The following is a 16,663-nucleotide window of genomic DNA, read 5'->3' on the forward strand; positions in this document are numbered from 1 at the left end:
CTTTCGTGCGTTTGGGCCCGCTCCCAATCCACAGCAACCGCACGACAGAACCGCTCGACATGCGCGGTAATGTCCGCGGGGCGCGCCTGACTTGATAGAGGAAATGGTTACCCACTCGAGGCGCCCAAGAGCGCCACGCCACCGAATGACGGCCACCAGCCTCGCCGAACCTGACGGCTACCGCCCCACTGCCGGTTAGAACTCACAGGTCTGCTGATTTTCGACCGCGTATGGCTGGGCTGCAACGGCCTCGTCCAAGCGTCTCAACCCGTTGGCCGCGACCGAGTCATGCGCCTACCGACTGGCGCCAATCGCGTCGAACGAGGTCTCGGCCCTCATTCGTGCCATTCGGGGCTACGAGGGCGAAAAAGGCCATCACCCGCGCCGTTCTGATAGTTGCGTGCGCTGACCTAGACGAACGCACCGGGGCCGCCGCTGATGGGGGCAGGAGATCGATAGAGCAGAGTCGCTATGGCGCGGGCATGTTGTCCAGGTCAGAACGGAGCTGGAGCGTTTCGTGCCGGTGTTCCCGCCAAGCACCCTAGCGTCGCAGAGGGGGGCGAGTGGTAGGCGACGATAATCCCGCCGATCGAGCCGGGCGATGGAACGCAGCCACAAGCATCGGCGCTGTAGCATGCGCTGAGAGGCGGTACGGCGTCGACACATCCGCATGCACGATCGAAGCTCCCTGCGCGCTGGCGGCCGCCCTAGGTGCCGTTCAAGGCGGCACGCCGTTGTGTCCGAAGGTCTATCCCGAAGTCTGGCGTCACATCCTCGCAAGACCTTCAAACAAGTCCCGGTCGGCTGGCCTCGGGGCCGCCATCGTCTGGCTTCGCCATCGGCGCATCGCTCGATCGCCAGGCGACGCACGTGGTTGCGTGGGTTTGATGGCTGAACGGTCGAGCCGGCGCGCGCGTCGCGATGGAAAGGTCCTGCTGGGACTGGCGGGCTGTCATCCGAACCTGAGCGCGTCTTGATCAATCAATCGCCGTGATTTGGGAAAAGACGACCTCGGACCGTCCGCAGCCGATCGACTGCGGATCGCCGCCGGGTGACACCCGTGTCGGCGTGATAATGCTGTTGCACCTCAGGCGAGCGGATACGCTCAACATCGCTGCAGACCGCAGGAAGTTGAAAAGAACGCGGCCTCGCCAACCAATGTTCAAGGCGTAGTTTGCGCCACATGTGATGAAAACATGCGAGCAGCCCAGCGGCATGCTCTTGATCACATCTCGCTCTCAACTGCATACCGCAGGAGAAAATGGTGCCCAGAAGAGGACTCGAACCTCCACGACCTTGCGATCGCCAGCACCTGAAGCTGGTGCGTCTACCAATTCCGCCATCTGGGCACGGGGTAGGTGGCGGCCTTTAGGGGGCGGCCATGTGCCTTGTCAACACGCCTTTTGGGGGGCAAGGGGGCGATTGTCAGGACAGCGACGAAAAAAAGGCCCGAGGCGCATGCAGGACAAGCTGGTTACGATCTTCGGCGGCGGCGGTTTCGTCGGTCGCTATGTGGTGCAGGCGCTGTTGCGCGGCGGCGCCCGGGTGCGCATCGCCGAGCGGGATCCGCGTCATGCCTGGTTCCTGCGCCCGCTGGGCGGCCTGGGCCAGACGCAGTTCGTCGCGGCGGACGTGACCAAGCCGGAAACGGTCGCGCGCGCCGTCGCGGGCGCGGATGCGGTGATCAATATGGTCGGCATCCTGTCCGGCAATTTCGAAGCGCTGCACGTCGGTGGCGCGCGGAACGTCGCCGAGGCGGCGGCTGCGGCGGGTGTCGAGACGCTCGTCCATATGTCCGCGATCGGCGCCGACCCCGACGCGCCATCGGGCTATGGCAGCAGCAAGGGGCGCGGCGAGGCGGCGGTGCGCGCGGCCTTCCCGGGCGCGGCGATCATCCGCCCCTCGATCGTGTTCGGGCGTGAGGACCAGTTCATCAACCGTTTCGCCGGCATGGTCGCCAAGTCGCCGGTGGTGCCGGTGTTGCGCGCGCCGGTGAAGTTCCAGCCGGTCTTCGCCGCCGACGTCGGCGATGCGATGGCGAACGCGACCGGCGCGGCCTATGCGGGCCGCACGTTCGAACTCGGCGGGCCGGACGTGATGACGATGGGCGAGATCATCCGCTGGATCGCCGCGACGCTCGGCCGCAGCCCGTCCATCGTCGAGCTGCCGGATGCTGCCGGCGCCTTGCTCGCCGCGCTGCCGCTGGCACCGATTACCAAGGATCAGTGGCTCATGCTCCAGCACGACAACGTCGTCGCAACGGGGGCGGAGGGGCTGGCCGCGCTGGGCGTCGACCCGACGCCGCTGCAGGCGGTCGCGCCCGACTGGCTCGTCCGCTTCCGGCGCACCGGTCGCTTTGGTCGCCGCGCAGCCACCCTCGCCGCATAACGCGGACGGCCCGACCGCATCCCCGTTCGCCTCGAGCCGGTCGCCACCCCGCCCACAGGCGCGCGGGTGGCATCGACCGGCCCGGGCGACCGGACATCCCATTACCGCCCCCCGCCTTAAGGACCGTGCATGGACCTCCTCACCGTCATCCTCCTCGGCATCGTCGAGGGGGTCACCGAATTCCTGCCCGTCTCCTCCACCGGGCATCTGATCCTCGCCGGCACGCTGCTCGGCGTCCAGGACAAGGCGACCGCGACCTTTGACATCGTCATCCAGCTCGGCGCGATCCTGGCGGTCGTCGTCCTCTACTGGCGGCGGTTCTGGGATGTCGCGGTCGGCCTGTTCGCTAAAAAGCCCGGCGCCTTCGCCTTCGTGCGCAACATCGTGCTCGGCTTCCTGCCGGCGATGGTCATCGGCCTCGTCGTCTACAAGGCGGTGAAGGCGCTGCTGGAAAGCCCGACGGTCGTCGCGGTCGCGCTGATCGTCGGCGGCATCGCGATCCTCGTCATCGAGCGGCTGGTTAAGCAGGCGCGGATCGAATCGGTCGAGGCGATGCCCTGGTCCACCGCACTGGGCGTCGGGGTCGTCCAGTGTCTGGCGATGATCCCGGGCGTCAGCCGCTCGGGCGCGACGATCATGGGCGCGCTCAGTATGGGGGTCGATCGGCGCGCGGCGGCGGAATTTTCCTTCTTCCTCGCCATTCCGACGATGCTCGCCGCCTCCGCCTATGATCTGCTGAAATCGGGCGCGACGCTGGGGCAGGGCGAGTGGCTGAGCATTGCGATCGGCTTCGTCGTGTCGTTCGTCGTCGCGATCGTGGTGATCCGCTGGTTCGTCGGCATCGTCAGCCGGCACGGCTTCGCCCCCTTCGCTTGGTATCGCATCATCGTCGGCGCGGTGGCGCTCGTCGCGCTCCAGTTGCGTTAGGAGTTAAGTCGGACCTAATTTAACGCATTGGCACATTGATGCGAGTCAATCGCAAAGATAATTGCCGATATTAGGTCAGCAAATAAGCCATATCGGTCATTTTGCGCATGACATGGGCCCCTCCGCTTCCTATTGCGGTCGCGAGGAGGCCTTATGGCGCACGATTCCATGCTGAAGTTCGTAGGAAGGCCGCAGGCCTATCCCGCCAAGCGCGACGCTGCCGCGCGGGCGGAGGATTTCGCCGAAATCGCCGCACGCTACGCGCCTCCGGCGGCGGAGGATCAGGCCGGGCGCTGCTCGCAATGCGGTGTGCCCTATTGCTCGGTCCATTGCCCGCTGCACAACCATATCCCCGACTGGCTGCGCCTGACCGCCGAGGGGCGGCTGCGCGAAGCCTATGAGCTGAGCAACTCCACCTCGACCATGCCCGAAATCTGCGGCCGCATCTGCCCGCAGGATCGGTTGTGCGAGGGCAATTGCGTCGTCGAATTCACCGGCCATGGCGCGGTGACGATCGGATCGGTCGAGAAGTTCATCACCGATACCGCTTGGGAAGAAGGCTGGGTCGAGCCGCTGGTGCCGGGGCCCGCGCGCGGCCAGTCGGTCGCGGTCGTCGGCGCGGGGCCGGCGGGGCTGACGGCAGCCGAATATCTGCGCGGTCATGGTTATGAGGTCCACGTCTACGACCGGCACGACCGCGCCGGCGGGCTGCTGACCTATGGCATCCCCGGCTTCAAGCTCGAAAAGCCCGTCGTCATGCGTCGCGTCGAGCGGCTGAAGGCGGGCGGCATCGTCTTCCACGAAGGCTTCCGCGTCGGCGAGGATGCGAGCCTCGACACATTGCGCCAGCGTCACGACGCGGTGCTGATCGCGACGGGCGTGTACAAGGCGCGCGCGCTCGACGTCGCGGGCGGCGACGACAGCCGCGTCGTCGCGGCGCTCGACTATCTGATCGCATCGAACCGCAAGGGCTTCGGCGATGCGGTGCCGGCGTTCGATGGCGGCGCGCTGAATGCCGAGGGCAAGCATGTCGTCGTGATCGGCGGCGGTGATACCGCGATGGACTGCGTGCGCACCGCGATCCGCCAGGGCGCGGCCAGCGTGAAGTGCCTCTATCGCCGCGACCGCACCAATATGCCCGGCAGCCAGCGCGAGGTCGCCAATGCCGAGGAGGAGGGCGCCGAATTCGTCTGGCTCTCCGCCCCCGCCGCCTTCGACGCCGACGGCACGGTGCGCGCGCGGAAAATGCGGCTGGGCGCCGCCGACGCCAGCGGCCGCCGCGCGCCCGAACCCGATCCCAGCGGCGACTTCACGTTTCAGGCCGATCTGGTCGTGAAGGCGCTGGGCTTCGATGCCGAGGATCTGCCGACGCTGTTCGGCGCGCCCGAACTGGGCGTCAGCCGCTGGGGCACGGTGCTGGTCGACGGCAAGACGCTGATGACCAGCCTCGACGGCGTGTTCGCCGCCGGCGACATCGTCCGCGGTGCGAGCCTGGTCGTCTGGGCCATCCGCGACGGTCGCGACGTCGCCGCGACGATGCACAAGTGGCTGAAGGCCAAGGCGAAGGCCGGGAGGGTCGCGGCGTGAAGACCATGAGGATCGCGGCGGCGCTGTGCGCCCTGATGCCGGGCGTGGCACTGGCACAGACCGCGCCATCGGCGCCGGTCGTCGCCACCGAGACGGCCCCGCCTTCGCAAGAGGCGCTTGTCGAGGCGCGCAAGGTTGCCGCGCGATTGTTGCCACCGGGCGTCTACAAAACCGTCATGTCTGGGTCGATGCAGGCGATCACGGGCAGCATGGGCGACACGCTGAAAGCGATGCCGCTCCGCCAGATCGCGGAACTGGGTGGTCTGACACCGGCAGAGGCCAAGGCGCTCGACAAGGTCAACATCGAAGAGGTGATGGCGATCTACGATCCGTATTGGCAGCGGCGTCAGCAATTGACGATGCAGGCCATGTTCGGCGCGATGGGCGACTTCTTCACGACGATGGAGCCGACGCTGCGGGAGGCGATGGCACACGCCTACGCCGATCACTTCACCGTTGCCGAACTGACCGACCTCGACCGATACTTCTCGACCCCGACCGGCGCCAAATATGCCGCCCGCGCGACGACGATCATGACCGATCCAGCGGTGATGGCGTCGATGAAGGATCTCATGCCCAAGATGATGCAGCAGATGCCGCAGTTCATCGAAGCGGCGCAGAAAGCCACCGCCGGCCTGCCGCCGGTTCGTAAGCTCGACACCATGACCCCCGCCGAACGCGCCAAGCTTGCCAAGGCGCTGGGTGTCGATCCGAGCAAACTCCACGATCCCAAGGTGACGTCATGATGACCGACCCCATGAAGGCCGACCAGCGCGCCTATCTCGCCGAACACGGCATGTACCGCCCCGATAGCGAAGGCGATGCCTGCGGCGTCGGCCTGGTCGCCGCCACTGATGGCCGCGCGTCGCGGCGCGTCGTGCAGTCGGCGGTCGATGCGCTGAAGGCGGTGTGGCACCGCGGCGCCGTGGACGCCGACGGCAAGACCGGCGATGGCGCGGGCATCCATATCGACCTGCCGCATCGCTTCTTCGACGATGCGGTCGTCGCCAGTGGCCACAAGGTGCTGCCCAACCGCCTCGCGGTCGGCATGATCTTCCTGCCGCGCACCGACCTCGGCGCGCAGGAAACCTGTCGTACGATCGTCGAATCCGCGATCATCGAGGCGGGCTATACGATCTACGGCTGGCGCCAGGTGCCCGTCGACGTGTCGGTTATCGGCATGAAGGCGCAGGCGACGCGGCCCGAGATCGAACAGATCATGATCGCCGGCCCGATGCCGGACGACGTCGATGCCGCCGAATTCGAAAAGAACCTGTATCTGGTCCGCCGCCGGATCGAAAAGCGCGTCATCGCCGCGCAGATCCAGGGCTTCTACATCTGTTCGCTGTCGTGCCGCTCGATCGTCTACAAGGGCCTGTTCCTCGCCGAATCGCTGTCGGTCTTCTACCCCGATTTGCAGGACCAGCGGTTCGAATCGCGCGTCGCGATCTTTCACCAGCGCTATTCCACCAACACCTTCCCGCAATGGTGGCTGGCGCAGCCGTTCCGCTGCCTGGCGCACAATGGCGAGATCAACACGGTTCGCGGCAACAAGAACTGGATGCTCAGCCACGAAATCCGCATGGCGAGCCTGGCGTTCGGCGAGCATTCGGAAGACATCAAGCCGGTGATCCCGGCGGGCGCCAGCGACACTGCGGCGCTCGACGCGGTGTTCGAGACGATCTGCCGCTCCGGCCGTGACGCACCGACCGCGAAGATCATGCTGGTGCCCGAAGCGTGGCAGAAGGACACCGACGTCCCCGCCGACCACGCCGCCATGTACCAGTATCTCGCGTCCGTCATGGAGCCGTGGGACGGCCCCGCTGCCCTCGCGATGACCGATGGCCGCTGGGCGGTGGCGGGCGTCGACCGCAACGCGCTGCGCCCGCTGCGGTATACGCGCACGTCGGACGGTCTGCTGATCGTCGGATCGGAAACCGGCATGGTCGTCGTCCCCGAATCGACGATCGTCGCCAAGGGCCGGCTGGGGCCGGGCCAGATGATCGCGGTCGACCTGGACGAAGGCCGGGTGATGAACGACCGCGAGGTGAAGGACCGCATCGCCGGCGAGCATGACTATGCCGCGATGATCGGCGAATTCCACACGCTCGACGATCTGCCCGACGTGCCCGACGCGCTGGTCCGCTACGATCGCGCGGGCCTCACCCGCCGCCAGGTCGCCGCCGGCCAGACGCTGGAGGATATGGAGTTGATCCTGGCGCCGATGGTCGAAACGGGCAAGGAAGCCGTCGGCTCGATGGGCGACGACACGCCGCTTGCCGTCATCAGCGACAAGCCGCGGCTGATCAGCCAGTTCTTCCGCCAGAACTTCAGCCAGGTGACGAACCCGCCGATCGACTCCTTGCGCGAACGCTATGTCATGTCGCTCAAGACGCGCTTCGGCAATCTCGCCAACATCCTCGATACCGAGGATCAGCGCGACCGCGTGCTCGTGCTCGATTCGCCGGTGCTGACCGGCCAGCATTGGGCGCGGCTGCGCGCGCACTTTGCACGCACCGCGACCGAGATCGACTGCACCTTCGACGCCGATGGCGGCCCGGAAAAGCTGCGCGCCGCGATCCAGCGCATCCGCAACGAGGCCGAACAGGCGGTGCGCCAGGGCAAGAGCGAGCTGTTCCTGACCGACGAGCACGTCTCCGAAGACCGGATCGCGATCGCAGGCGTGCTGGCGGCGGCGGCGGTGCATACGCACCTCGTCCGTCGCGGCCTGCGCTCCTACGCCTCGATCAACGTGCGTTCGGCCGAATGCCTCGACACGCATTATTATGCGGTGCTGATCGGCGTCGGCGCGACGACGGTGAACGCCTATCTCGCCGAAGCCGCGATCGTCGACCGCCACACCCGCGGCCTGTTTGGCGACCTGTCCTTGGACGAATGCCTCAAGCGCCATCGCACCGCGATCGAGGAGGGCCTGCTCAAGATCATGAGCAAGATGGGGATCGCGGTGATCTCCTCGTACCGCGGCGGCTACAACTTCGAAGCGGTCGGCCTCAGCCGCAGCCTGGTCAACGACCTGTTCCCCGGCATGCCCGCGAAGATCAGTGGCGAGGGCTATAACTCGCTCCACTACAGCGCGATCGTCCGCCACGAACAGGCGTGGGACGAAGGCGTCGCCAAGCTGCCGATCGGCGGCTTCTACCGCCAGCGCCATACGGGCGAGACGCACGCCTATTCGGCGCAGCTGATGCACCTGTTGCAGACCGCGGTGTCGACCGACAGCTATACGCAATATCTGCAGTTCAGCCGCGGCGTCGCCGATCTGCCGCCGGTGTATCTGCGCGACCTGCTCCAGTTCAACTTCCCTGCCGAAGGCGTGCCGGTCGATCGGGTCGAGGCGATCACGGAAATCCGCAAGCGCTTCGTCACCCCCGGCATGTCGCTGGGCGCGCTGTCGCCGGAGGCGCACGAGACGCTGGCGATCGCGATGAACCGCATCGGCGCCAAGGCGGTGTCGGGCGAGGGCGGCGAGGACGTCAAGCGCTTCAGCCCGTACGAAAATGGCGACAACGCCAATTCGACGATCAAGCAGATCGCGTCGGGCCGCTTCGGCGTGACGGCGGAATATCTCAACGCCTGCGAAGAGATCGAGATCAAGGTCGCGCAGGGGGCCAAGCCCGGTGAGGGCGGGCAGCTGCCCGGCTTCAAGGTGACCGAATTCATCGCCAAGCTGCGCCATGCGACGCCGGGCGTGACACTGATCAGCCCGCCGCCGCACCACGACATCTATTCGATCGAAGACCTCGCGCAGCTCATCTACGACCTCAAGCAGATCAACCCGCGCGCGCGCGTCTGCGTGAAGCTGGTGAGTTCCTCAGGCATCGGCACCGTCGCGGCGGGCGTCGCCAAGGCGCATGCCGACGTCATCCTCGTCGCCGGCCATGTCGGCGGTACGGGCGCGAGCCCGCAGACCAGCGTCAAATACGCCGGCACGCCGTGGGAAATGGGCCTTTCCGAGGTCAACCAGGTCCTCACCCTCAACGGCCTGCGCGGCCGCGTGCGCCTGCGCACCGATGGCGGCCTCAAGACCGGCCGCGACATCGTCATCGCCGCGATCCTCGGCGCGGAGGAGTTCGGCATCGGTACGTTGTCACTGGTGGCGATGGGCTGCATCATGGTGCGCCAGTGCCATTCGAACACCTGCCCGGTCGGCGTCTGCACGCAGGACGAAGCGCTGCGCAGCAAGTTCGTCGGCACGCCCGAAAAGGTCATCAACCTGATGACCTTCATCGCCGAAGAGGTCCGCGACATCCTCGCCCGCCTGGGCGTGCGCAGCCTCGACGAGGTGATCGGCCGCACCGAATTGCTCCGCCAGGTCAGCCGCGGCGCCGAGCATCTCGACGACCTCGATTTGAACCCGATCCTCGCCAAGGTCGACGCGACCGACGCCGAGCGCCGTTTCAGCCTGTCGACCTTCCGCAACGACGTGCCCGACAGCCTGGATGCGCAGATCATCAAGGATGCCGCCGCCGTGTTCAGCCGCGGCGAGAAGATGCAGCTGACCTATTCGGTGCGCAACACGCACCGTGCGGTCGGTACGCGCCTGTCGAGCGAGATCACGCGCCGCTTCGGCATGAGCAAGCTCGCCGACGGCCACGTCACGATCCGGCTGCGCGGCTCCGCCGGCCAGTCGCTCGGCGCCTTCATGTGTAAGGGCATCACGCTGGAGGTGTTCGGCGACGCCAACGATTATGTCGGCAAGGGCCTGTCGGGCGGCACGATCATCCTGCGGCCGGCAGTGTCGTCCCCGCTCGCCAGCCAGGACAATACGATCGCCGGCAATACCTGCCTCTATGGCGCGACGAGCGGTACGTTGCTTGCGGCGGGGCAGGCAGGCGAGCGCTTCGCGGTGCGCAATTCGGGCGCGACCGTGGTGGTCGAGGGCTGCGGCGCCAATGGCTGCGAATATATGACCGGCGGCGTTGCGGTGCTGCTGGGCACGGTCGGCCAGAATTTCGGTGCGGGCATGACCGGCGGCATGGCCTTCGTCTACGATCCGCACGCGACCTTCGAACGCCGCGCCAACCCCGACAGCATCGTCTGGCAGCGTCTTGCCTCGGCGCATTGGGAAGGCGTGCTCAAGGACCTGGTCGAACGCCACGCCAAGGCGACCGACAGCAAATGGTCGAAGAGCCTGCTCGCCGACTGGGACCGGATCGCCGGCGACTTCTGGCAGGTGATCCCGAAGGAAATGCTCTCCCGCCAGACGCACCCGCTCGACGACACGGTCGAGGCGGTGGCGGCGGAATAGGGATAGACAACAGTTCGTCATCCCGGCGCACGCCGGGATCCATGGAAGGCAGTGCGGTCGCTGAAGCCCGCATCATCAGCCGCGCACATCCATGGATTCCGGCGTGCGCCGGAATGACGAATAGGCGGGGAGCGTCCTTATCCCACCACCATCGGCTGGCCCGGCATCTCGAGTCCCTGTTCGGCCAAGGCGTTGCGCAGCACGATCCCCAACGCCTCTTCAACGGTGACCTGCCAACGCGCGGCCAATGCGCGTAGCCCGGCTTCGATCTCCGCATGGTCGATGTGGATCACGCCATCGATGATGCGAACACCGTCATCTAAGGCCATCACTGCTTCCCTCCATCCGCCCATGCTTCTAACACCGCAGGCATGTGGCAGCTCTACCAATTCCCCCTGTGCCCGTTCAGCCGCAAGGTGCGGCTGCTGCTCGGTGAAAAGGGCATCGGCTATCAGCTGGTGCGCGAATCGCCGTGGGAGCGGCGCGACGAGTTCATGGACATGAACCCCGCGGGCGAAACGCCGGTGATGGTCGACGCCAGCCGTCCGGGCGCGCCGCTGATCGATTCGATGGCGATCTGCGAATATTTCGAGGAAACGGTCGACAAGGCGGCGACGATCAACGGCACCGCTGCCAACCGCGCCGAGATCCGCCGGCTGGTGACGTGGTTCGACACGCATTTCTATCGCGACGTCACCGGGCCGCTGTTGCACGAGCGCGTCGTCAAGCGCCTCGCCCACCGCGCCTCGCCCGATGCCAAAGGCCTGCGCGAGGCGATGAAGGCGGCGGTCAGCCACCTCGATTACACCGATTACCTGCTCGATCACCGCAACTGGCTGGGCGGCGCGACGATGAGTCTCGCCGACCTTGCCGCCGCCGCGCAGATTTCGGTGGCGGACTATTTGGGCGGCATCGACTGGAAGGGGCATGACCAGACCGCGCGCTGGTATCGCGGCTTCAAGAGCCGTCCGAGCTTCCGGCCGTTGCTGTCCGAACGGATGGAATTGATCGGCCCGCCGGCGCATTACGACAATGTCGACTTCTGATCCCCTGACGTTCGACGAGTTCGAGCGCGTCGACATCCGCGTCGGCACGATCGTCGCCGCCGAACCCTTTCCCGAAGCGCGCAAGCCGGCGATCAAGCTGCGCATCGATTTCGGCGAGGGCATCGGCGTCAAACGATCGTCGGCGCAGATCACGACGCACTACACGCCCGAAGAGTTGGTCGGGCGCCAGGTCGCCGCGGTGGTCAACTTCCCGCCGCGCCAGATCGGGCCGGTCATGTCCGAAGTGCTGACGCTCGGCTTCCCCGATGCGGACGGCAAGGTGGTACTGATCGCCCCCGACCATCCGGTGCCGAACGGCGGTCGCCTCTTCTAGCGGCGAGCCACCTCAAGTCCTCCCCCGCCAGGGGAAGGTGGCATGCCGCGAGGCATGACGGAGGGGGAGGTCAGCGAAGCGCTTCGTTACTGGGGGGCGTGAATGCCCGCCCCGCCGCCGCGTTAGGCAGCACCACCGTACCGCGTCGCTTCGGCCAAGCCCGCACGCATCCGCCCAAAACCAGCCGTCATGCCAGCGCAGGCCGGGGTCTCCCGGTGAAGGCGTCCGCCAGAAGCCGCCAAAGACCCCAGCCTGCGCCGGGGTGGCACCTACGGGCAGGCCGAGTCGCCCGCCCGTGTTGACAAAGGTGCCGCGGATCAGCTCCGCAGCACCGCACCCTGTTTGGCCGCCGCCGCGACGATCTTGTCGGCGATCGCCTTTAGCGCCTCATCGGTGAAGCTCTTGTCGGCGGGTTGCAGCACCGCCTCCACCGCGACCGACTTGAAGCCATCCTCGACGCCCGCGCCCGTGAACACGTCGAACACGCGCGCACCGGTGATCGCCGCCTTGTCCGCCGATCGCACCGCGCGCACCAGCGCGTCGGCGCTGACGCCCTGCGGCACCAGGAAGGCGAAGTCGCGGCGCACCGATTGCAGCGCCGGCGGCGCGAAGGCCGGGCGCATGAAGCCGCTCACACGCTTGGCGGGCAGCGCATCGAGATACACTTCCACCGCAGCGACCGCGCCATCGAGGTCGAACGCCTTGAGCAGGCTGGGGTGCAGCATGCCGAAGCGCGCCAGCACCGTCTTCGGCCCGAGCCGCAGCGTGCCCGACTGGCCGGGGTGCCACGCGTCGCCGGCCTCGCCCATCACCTGCAGATTGTCGACCGGCGCCCCCGCCGCGGCGAGCAGCGCCAGCGCCTCCGCCTTGGCGTCATAGGCATCGAAGTCCGCCGCCTTTCCGCCACGCCAGCCGCGCTCGCGCGCATGGCCGGCCAGCACGACACCGACGGTCGGATGCTCACCATCGGCCAGATAGCGGCGGCCAATCTCGAACAGCCGCACGGTCGCGATGCCACGCTTCAGGTTGCGCGCGCTCGCCGACAGCAGGCCGGGCAGCAGCGACGGCCGCATGACCTTCAGGTCTTCGCTGATCGGGTTGGCAAGGCTCCACGTGCCCCCGCCGAACGGCGCGGCCTGCGCGTCGGGCAGGAAGCTCCACGTCACCGCCTCATCCAGCCCGCGCGCGGCGGCGGCGCGGCGGACGCGGCGTTCCAGCTTCTGTTCGGGCGTGGCGGTCGGGCGTGCGACGCCGGGCATTCGCGGCAGCGCGACGGGCGCGACCTTGTCGATGCCTTCGATGCGGATCACTTCCTCGACCAGATCGGCAGGGCCGTCGATGTCGCGGCGCCACGTCGGCACGGTGACGGTCCAGTCGCCGTCGACCGTGAAGCCGAGCCGTTCGAGGATGTCGCGCTGCCGTTCCGGCGCCACGGCAAGGCCGCCCAGCGTTTCGGCGCGGGCCGGGTCGTAGCCAATCGTCCGCGGCGCCACCGGCGGTTCGCCCGCGCGCGTGACGCCGCTCGCCGTGCCGCCGCAATAGTGCTGGACGAGGAAGGTCGCGATGGCGAGGCCGTCGTCGAGGAACGCCGGGTCGACGCCGCGTTCGAAGCGCTGGCGCGCATCGCTGGTGAGCGTGAGCGCCTGGCCCGTGCGCGCGATCGCGTCGGGCGCGAAATAGGCGCATTCGATGACGACGTCGGTCGTCTCGGCTGTGACGCTGGAATGCTCGCCGCCCATGATGCCGCCGATGTCGTGGACGCCCGCCTCGTCGGCGATGACGGTCATGCCCTCACGCAACGTATAGGTCTTGCCATTCAGCGCCTCGATCGTCTCACCGTCGCGGGCGGACCGCGCGACGAGGCCGCCGGTCAGCTTCGCACGGTCGTAGACGTGCAGCGGGCGTCCCAGGTCGACGGTCATGTAGTTGGTGATGTCGACCAGGGTCGAGATCGGCTTCTGCCCGATCGCGGTCAGCCGCTGGCGCATCCAGTCCGGCGCCTCGCCATTGGTGAGGCCAGTGACCGCCTGTGCGTAAAAGGCCGGGCAACCGGCGGCGTCCTCGATCGCCACGTCCGGACCGGGGCCTTGCGCATCGATCGCGGGCACGGTCGGCGGCACCAACGTGCCGAGGCCGGCGGCGGCGAGATCGCGCGCGATGCCGTGGACGCCCATGCAATCCTGCCGGTTGGGCGTAATCGACACGTCGATGACCGGATCGTTCAGCCCGGCATAGTCGGGGTAGGGGGTGCCGACCGGCGCGTCCTCGGGCAGTTCGATGATGCCGTCATGGCCCTCGCCGATCTCCAGCTCGCGCGCCGAACACATCATGCCGTTCGATTCGACGCCGCGGATCGCCGCGACCTTCAGCGTTACGTCGAGGCCGGGGACATAGGCACCCGGCGCGCCGAACACGCCGACCAGGCCGGCGCGTGCGTTGGGCGCGCCGCAGACAACCTGCATCGGACCGTCACCGGCATCGACGCTCAGCACCTGCAGCTTGTCGGCCTGCGGGTGACGCTCGGCGGACAGGATGCGCGCGACGCGGAACGCCTGCAGCGCCTCGCCGGGGTTGTGGACGCCCTCCACCTCCAGCCCGATGCGCGTCAGGCCGTCGACGAGATCGTCGAGGCTCGCATCGGTGGTCAGGTGGTCCTTGAGCCAGGAGAGGGTGAATTTCATGTCGCTTTACCTTCGTCATCCCGGCGAAGGCCGGGATCCATGGACCCGAGCGGTGTGAGGCGCGCGGTCCGTGTCCCAATTGTCGTCCCGCTGTCCATGGATCCCGGCTTTCGCCGGGATGACGGACTAATGGGTGTCAGCCTACTGAGCCCCGACGCCGCCCGACAGCGTCGGCACGTCGAGGCTGGAAAAGCCGTAATGCTTCAGCCAGCGGATATCGCCGTCGAAGAAGGGCCTGAGGTCGTCCATGCCGTATTTTAGCATGGCGAGCCGGTCGATGCCGCAGCCGAAGGCGAAGCCCTGCCATTCGTTGGGGTCGAGCCCGCACGCCTCGATGACCTTGGGGTGGACCATGCCGCTGCCCAGCACCTCCATCCAGCCGCCACCCGACCCACCGATCACGCGCTTGCCCTTCTCGATCGTGTAACCGACGTCGACTTCGGCACTCGGTTCGGTGAACGGGAAATAGCTCGGGCGCAGGCGCAGCACGATGTCGTCGCGCTCGAAGAACGCCTTCAGGAACGTCTCCAGCGTCCACTTCAGGTGGCCGAGCGTGATGCCCTTGTCGATCACCAGCCCTTCGACCTGATGGAACATCGGCGTGTGGGTCGCATCCGAATCGGAGCGATAGGTGCGGCCCGGCGCGATGATGCGGATCGGCGGCTGCTGGTTCAGCATCGTGCGGATCTGCACCGGCGACGTATGCGTGCGCAGCAGCGAGAAGGTCGTGCGCTCGTCGAAGCTGCCGTCCGCCTTCGCGTCGATCCCCTGCTGCAGGTAGAAGGTGTCGTGCATCGCGCGCGCCGGATGCGTTTCGGGAATGTTGAGCGCGCTGAAATTGTGCCAGTCCGTCTCGATCTCCGGCCCCGTCGCGACCGCGAATCCCAGGTCGGCGAAGATCTCGGCCAGTTCGTCCATCACCTGGCTGACCGGGTGGACGGTGCCGGCGAGCGGCGCCTCGGCGGGCAGCGTCATGTCGAGCGTTTCGCTCGCCAGCCGCGCATCCAGCGCCGCGCGCTCGAGCGCCTCTTTGCGCGTGGCGATGCCGGTCGCGACCGCCTCGCGCAGGCCGTTGATCCGCGGGCCTTCGACCTGGCGCTCGTCGGGGCTCATCTTGCCCAGCGTCTTCAGCAGCGTGGTGACGCTGCCCTGCTTGCCGAGCGCCTCGACCCGCACCGCCTCGAGCGCATCGAGGCTTGCGGCGGATTCGATCGCGGCGATCAGTTGGCCGCGCAGGGTGTCGAGGTCTTGCGTCACGTCATGCTCTCTTTCGTCGGGACCGGCGGCAGGGGGGCAAGCCCCAATCCGACGCCGAGATCGCCCCAGTCTTCGTTCTGCGCTTCGATCAGCTCGATCTTCCACGCGCGCCGCCATTCTTTCAGCCGCTTCTCGCGCACGATGGCGGCTTCCATCGTGGCGTGTACCTCATACCAGACGAGGACGTGGACGCCGTATGCCTTGGTGAACCCGGGGATCAAGCCCTCGCGATGCTGGATGAGGCGTGCGAGCAGGTTTGAGGTGACGCCGATATAGAGCGTGCCATGTCGACGGCTGGCGAGAATGTAGACGCAAGGCTGGAAGACGTCGCGCATGAATGGGTTGCCCCTTCCCGCCCCCACCTTCGTCATCCCGACGAAAGTCGGGATCCATGGAGGGGGGTGTGGCCGATGGTAGCACGCAAACGCCACTGGCCCGAGTCCATGGATCCCGGCGTGCGCCGGGATGACGACGAAGAGGCCACCCCCAAACCAAGAAAAAGGGCGCCGGTGTTGCCACCGACGCCCCGTCGCATGCCGTCCGTCAGGCGCGTTACGCGGCCTGGGGCAGAGCCGCCTTCGCCTGCGCGACGATCGCGGCAAAGGCCGCCGTCTCGTGCATCGCGATGTCGGCCAGGACCTTCCGGTCCAGGTCGATGTTGGCGAGCTTCAGGCCGTGCATGAACTGCGAATAGGTCAGGCCTTCCGCGCGGACGCCGGCGTTGATGCGCTGGATCCACAGACCACGGAAGGTCCGCTTCTTCACCTTGCGGTCGCGATACGCATACTGACCGGCCTTTTCGACGGCCTGGCGAGCGATACGGATCGTGTTCTTGCGACGGCCATAATAGCCCTTCGCCTGGGACAGGATGTTCTTGTGCTTGGCGCGAGTGGTTACGCCCCGCTTGACGCGTGCCATGTCCTGATCTCCTTACTTGAGGCCGTACGGCGCCCAGGCCTTCACCGTCGCGGTGTCGGCCTTCGACAGCACCTTGGTGCCGCGGTTCTGGCGGATGTACTTGCTGTTGTGCGAAATCAGGCGGTGGCGCTTGCCGGCGACGCCGTGCTTCAGCAGGCCGCTGGCGGTCAGCTTGAAGCGCTTCTTGACGCCGCTCTTGGTCTTGAGCTTGGGCATTTTGGTCCTTTCGCTATGAGCAGGCATGGACAGCCGCGGC

The 16,663-nt window shown here is 67.1% G+C and carries 14 protein-coding genes and 1 tRNA gene; 7 read left to right on the forward strand and 8 right to left on the reverse strand.

The annotated features are described in order from the left end of the window. Positions 1–977 precede the first annotated feature (977 nt). Together GGR47_RS00005 and GGR47_RS00010 are read right to left on the reverse strand one after the other, a co-directional pair. Positions 978–1,229 (reverse strand): hypothetical protein, encoded by a 252-nt coding sequence (locus GGR47_RS00005; protein WP_147035075.1) that lies wholly within the window; start codon positions 1,227–1,229, stop codon positions 978–980. A gap of 33 nt (positions 1,230–1,262) precedes the next feature. Next, a tRNA-Leu gene (locus GGR47_RS00010) sits at positions 1,263–1,349 on the reverse strand. Between the two features lie 109 nt (positions 1,350–1,458). Here GGR47_RS00010 and GGR47_RS00015 point away from each other — a divergent pair. The 5 genes from GGR47_RS00015 to gltB all read left to right on the forward strand — a co-directional run bounded on the left by GGR47_RS00015 (position 1,459) and on the right by gltB (position 10,171). After that, entirely contained in the window at positions 1,459–2,388 is a 930-nt protein-coding gene (locus GGR47_RS00015) for a complex I NDUFA9 subunit family protein (RefSeq protein WP_147035076.1), read from the forward strand. 129 nt (positions 2,389–2,517) lie between these two features. After that, positions 2,518–3,315: an undecaprenyl-diphosphate phosphatase gene (locus tag GGR47_RS00020; RefSeq protein WP_017977248.1), complete on the forward strand. Its 798-nt coding sequence runs from the start codon at positions 2,518–2,520 to the stop codon at positions 3,313–3,315. 153 nt (positions 3,316–3,468) lie between these two features. Further along, entirely contained in the window at positions 3,469–4,902 is a 1,434-nt protein-coding gene (locus tag GGR47_RS00025) for an NAD(P)-dependent oxidoreductase (protein ID WP_147035077.1), read from the forward strand. A 5-nt stretch (positions 4,903–4,907) separates the two neighbouring features. After that, positions 4,908–5,648, forward strand: coding sequence for a DUF2059 domain-containing protein (locus GGR47_RS00030; RefSeq protein WP_221204591.1), 741 nt, complete (start codon positions 4,908–4,910; stop codon positions 5,646–5,648). Continuing rightward, the gene (gene gltB, locus GGR47_RS00035) at positions 5,648–10,171 is read left to right on the forward strand and encodes a glutamate synthase large subunit (RefSeq protein WP_147035115.1); all 4,524 of its coding nucleotides are present in this window, start codon (positions 5,648–5,650) and stop codon (positions 10,169–10,171) included. Before GGR47_RS00030 ends, gltB begins: the two co-directional genes overlap by 1 nt. Before the next feature lie 137 nt (positions 10,172–10,308). Here gltB and GGR47_RS00040 read toward each other — a convergent pair whose 3' ends face one another. Continuing rightward, positions 10,309–10,500, reverse strand: coding sequence for a hypothetical protein (locus GGR47_RS00040; protein ID WP_147035079.1), 192 nt, complete (start codon positions 10,498–10,500; stop codon positions 10,309–10,311). Positions 10,501–10,542: 42 nt separating this feature from the next. Between GGR47_RS00040 and GGR47_RS00045 the strand changes: the two genes are divergently transcribed. Both GGR47_RS00045 and GGR47_RS00050 read left to right on the forward strand, forming a co-directional pair. Further along, positions 10,543–11,217, forward strand: a complete 675-nt coding sequence (locus tag GGR47_RS00045; RefSeq protein WP_017977253.1) for a glutathione S-transferase family protein — start codon at positions 10,543–10,545, stop codon at positions 11,215–11,217. After that, positions 11,204–11,551 (forward strand): tRNA-binding protein, encoded by a 348-nt coding sequence (locus GGR47_RS00050; protein ID WP_147035080.1) that lies wholly within the window; start codon positions 11,204–11,206, stop codon positions 11,549–11,551. Before GGR47_RS00045 ends, GGR47_RS00050 begins: the two co-directional genes overlap by 14 nt. A gap of 317 nt (positions 11,552–11,868) precedes the next feature. On the opposite strand, the gene pheT is transcribed toward GGR47_RS00050, so the two are convergent. The 5 genes from pheT to rpmI all read right to left on the reverse strand — a co-directional run bounded on the left by pheT (position 11,869) and on the right by rpmI (position 16,623). After that, positions 11,869–14,232, reverse strand: a complete 2,364-nt coding sequence (pheT, locus tag GGR47_RS00055; protein WP_147035081.1) for a phenylalanine--tRNA ligase subunit beta — start codon at positions 14,230–14,232, stop codon at positions 11,869–11,871. Positions 14,233–14,373: 141 nt separating this feature from the next. Continuing rightward, positions 14,374–15,489 carry a phenylalanine--tRNA ligase subunit alpha gene (gene pheS, locus GGR47_RS00060; protein ID WP_147035082.1) on the reverse strand — a complete coding sequence of 372 codons (1,116 nt, stop codon included), beginning with the start codon at positions 15,487–15,489 and terminating at the stop codon, positions 14,374–14,376. After that, positions 15,486–15,824, reverse strand: a complete 339-nt coding sequence (locus GGR47_RS00065) for a GIY-YIG nuclease family protein (RefSeq protein ID WP_147035083.1) — start codon at positions 15,822–15,824, stop codon at positions 15,486–15,488. Before GGR47_RS00065 ends, pheS begins: the two co-directional genes overlap by 4 nt. Before the next feature lie 217 nt (positions 15,825–16,041). Continuing rightward, complete coding sequence (rplT, locus tag GGR47_RS00070) at positions 16,042–16,407, reverse strand: 50S ribosomal protein L20 (RefSeq protein WP_017977258.1); 366 nt, start codon at positions 16,405–16,407, stop codon at positions 16,042–16,044. A 12-nt stretch (positions 16,408–16,419) separates the two neighbouring features. Next, positions 16,420–16,623, reverse strand: a complete 204-nt coding sequence (gene rpmI / locus GGR47_RS00075; RefSeq protein ID WP_017977259.1) for a 50S ribosomal protein L35 — start codon at positions 16,621–16,623, stop codon at positions 16,420–16,422. Positions 16,624–16,663: the final 40 nt, after the last annotated feature.

The sequence above is a fragment of the Sphingomonas aquatilis genome (assembly GCF_014196115.1).
GTDB classification, from domain to species: domain Bacteria; phylum Pseudomonadota; class Alphaproteobacteria; order Sphingomonadales; family Sphingomonadaceae; genus Sphingomonas; species Sphingomonas aquatilis.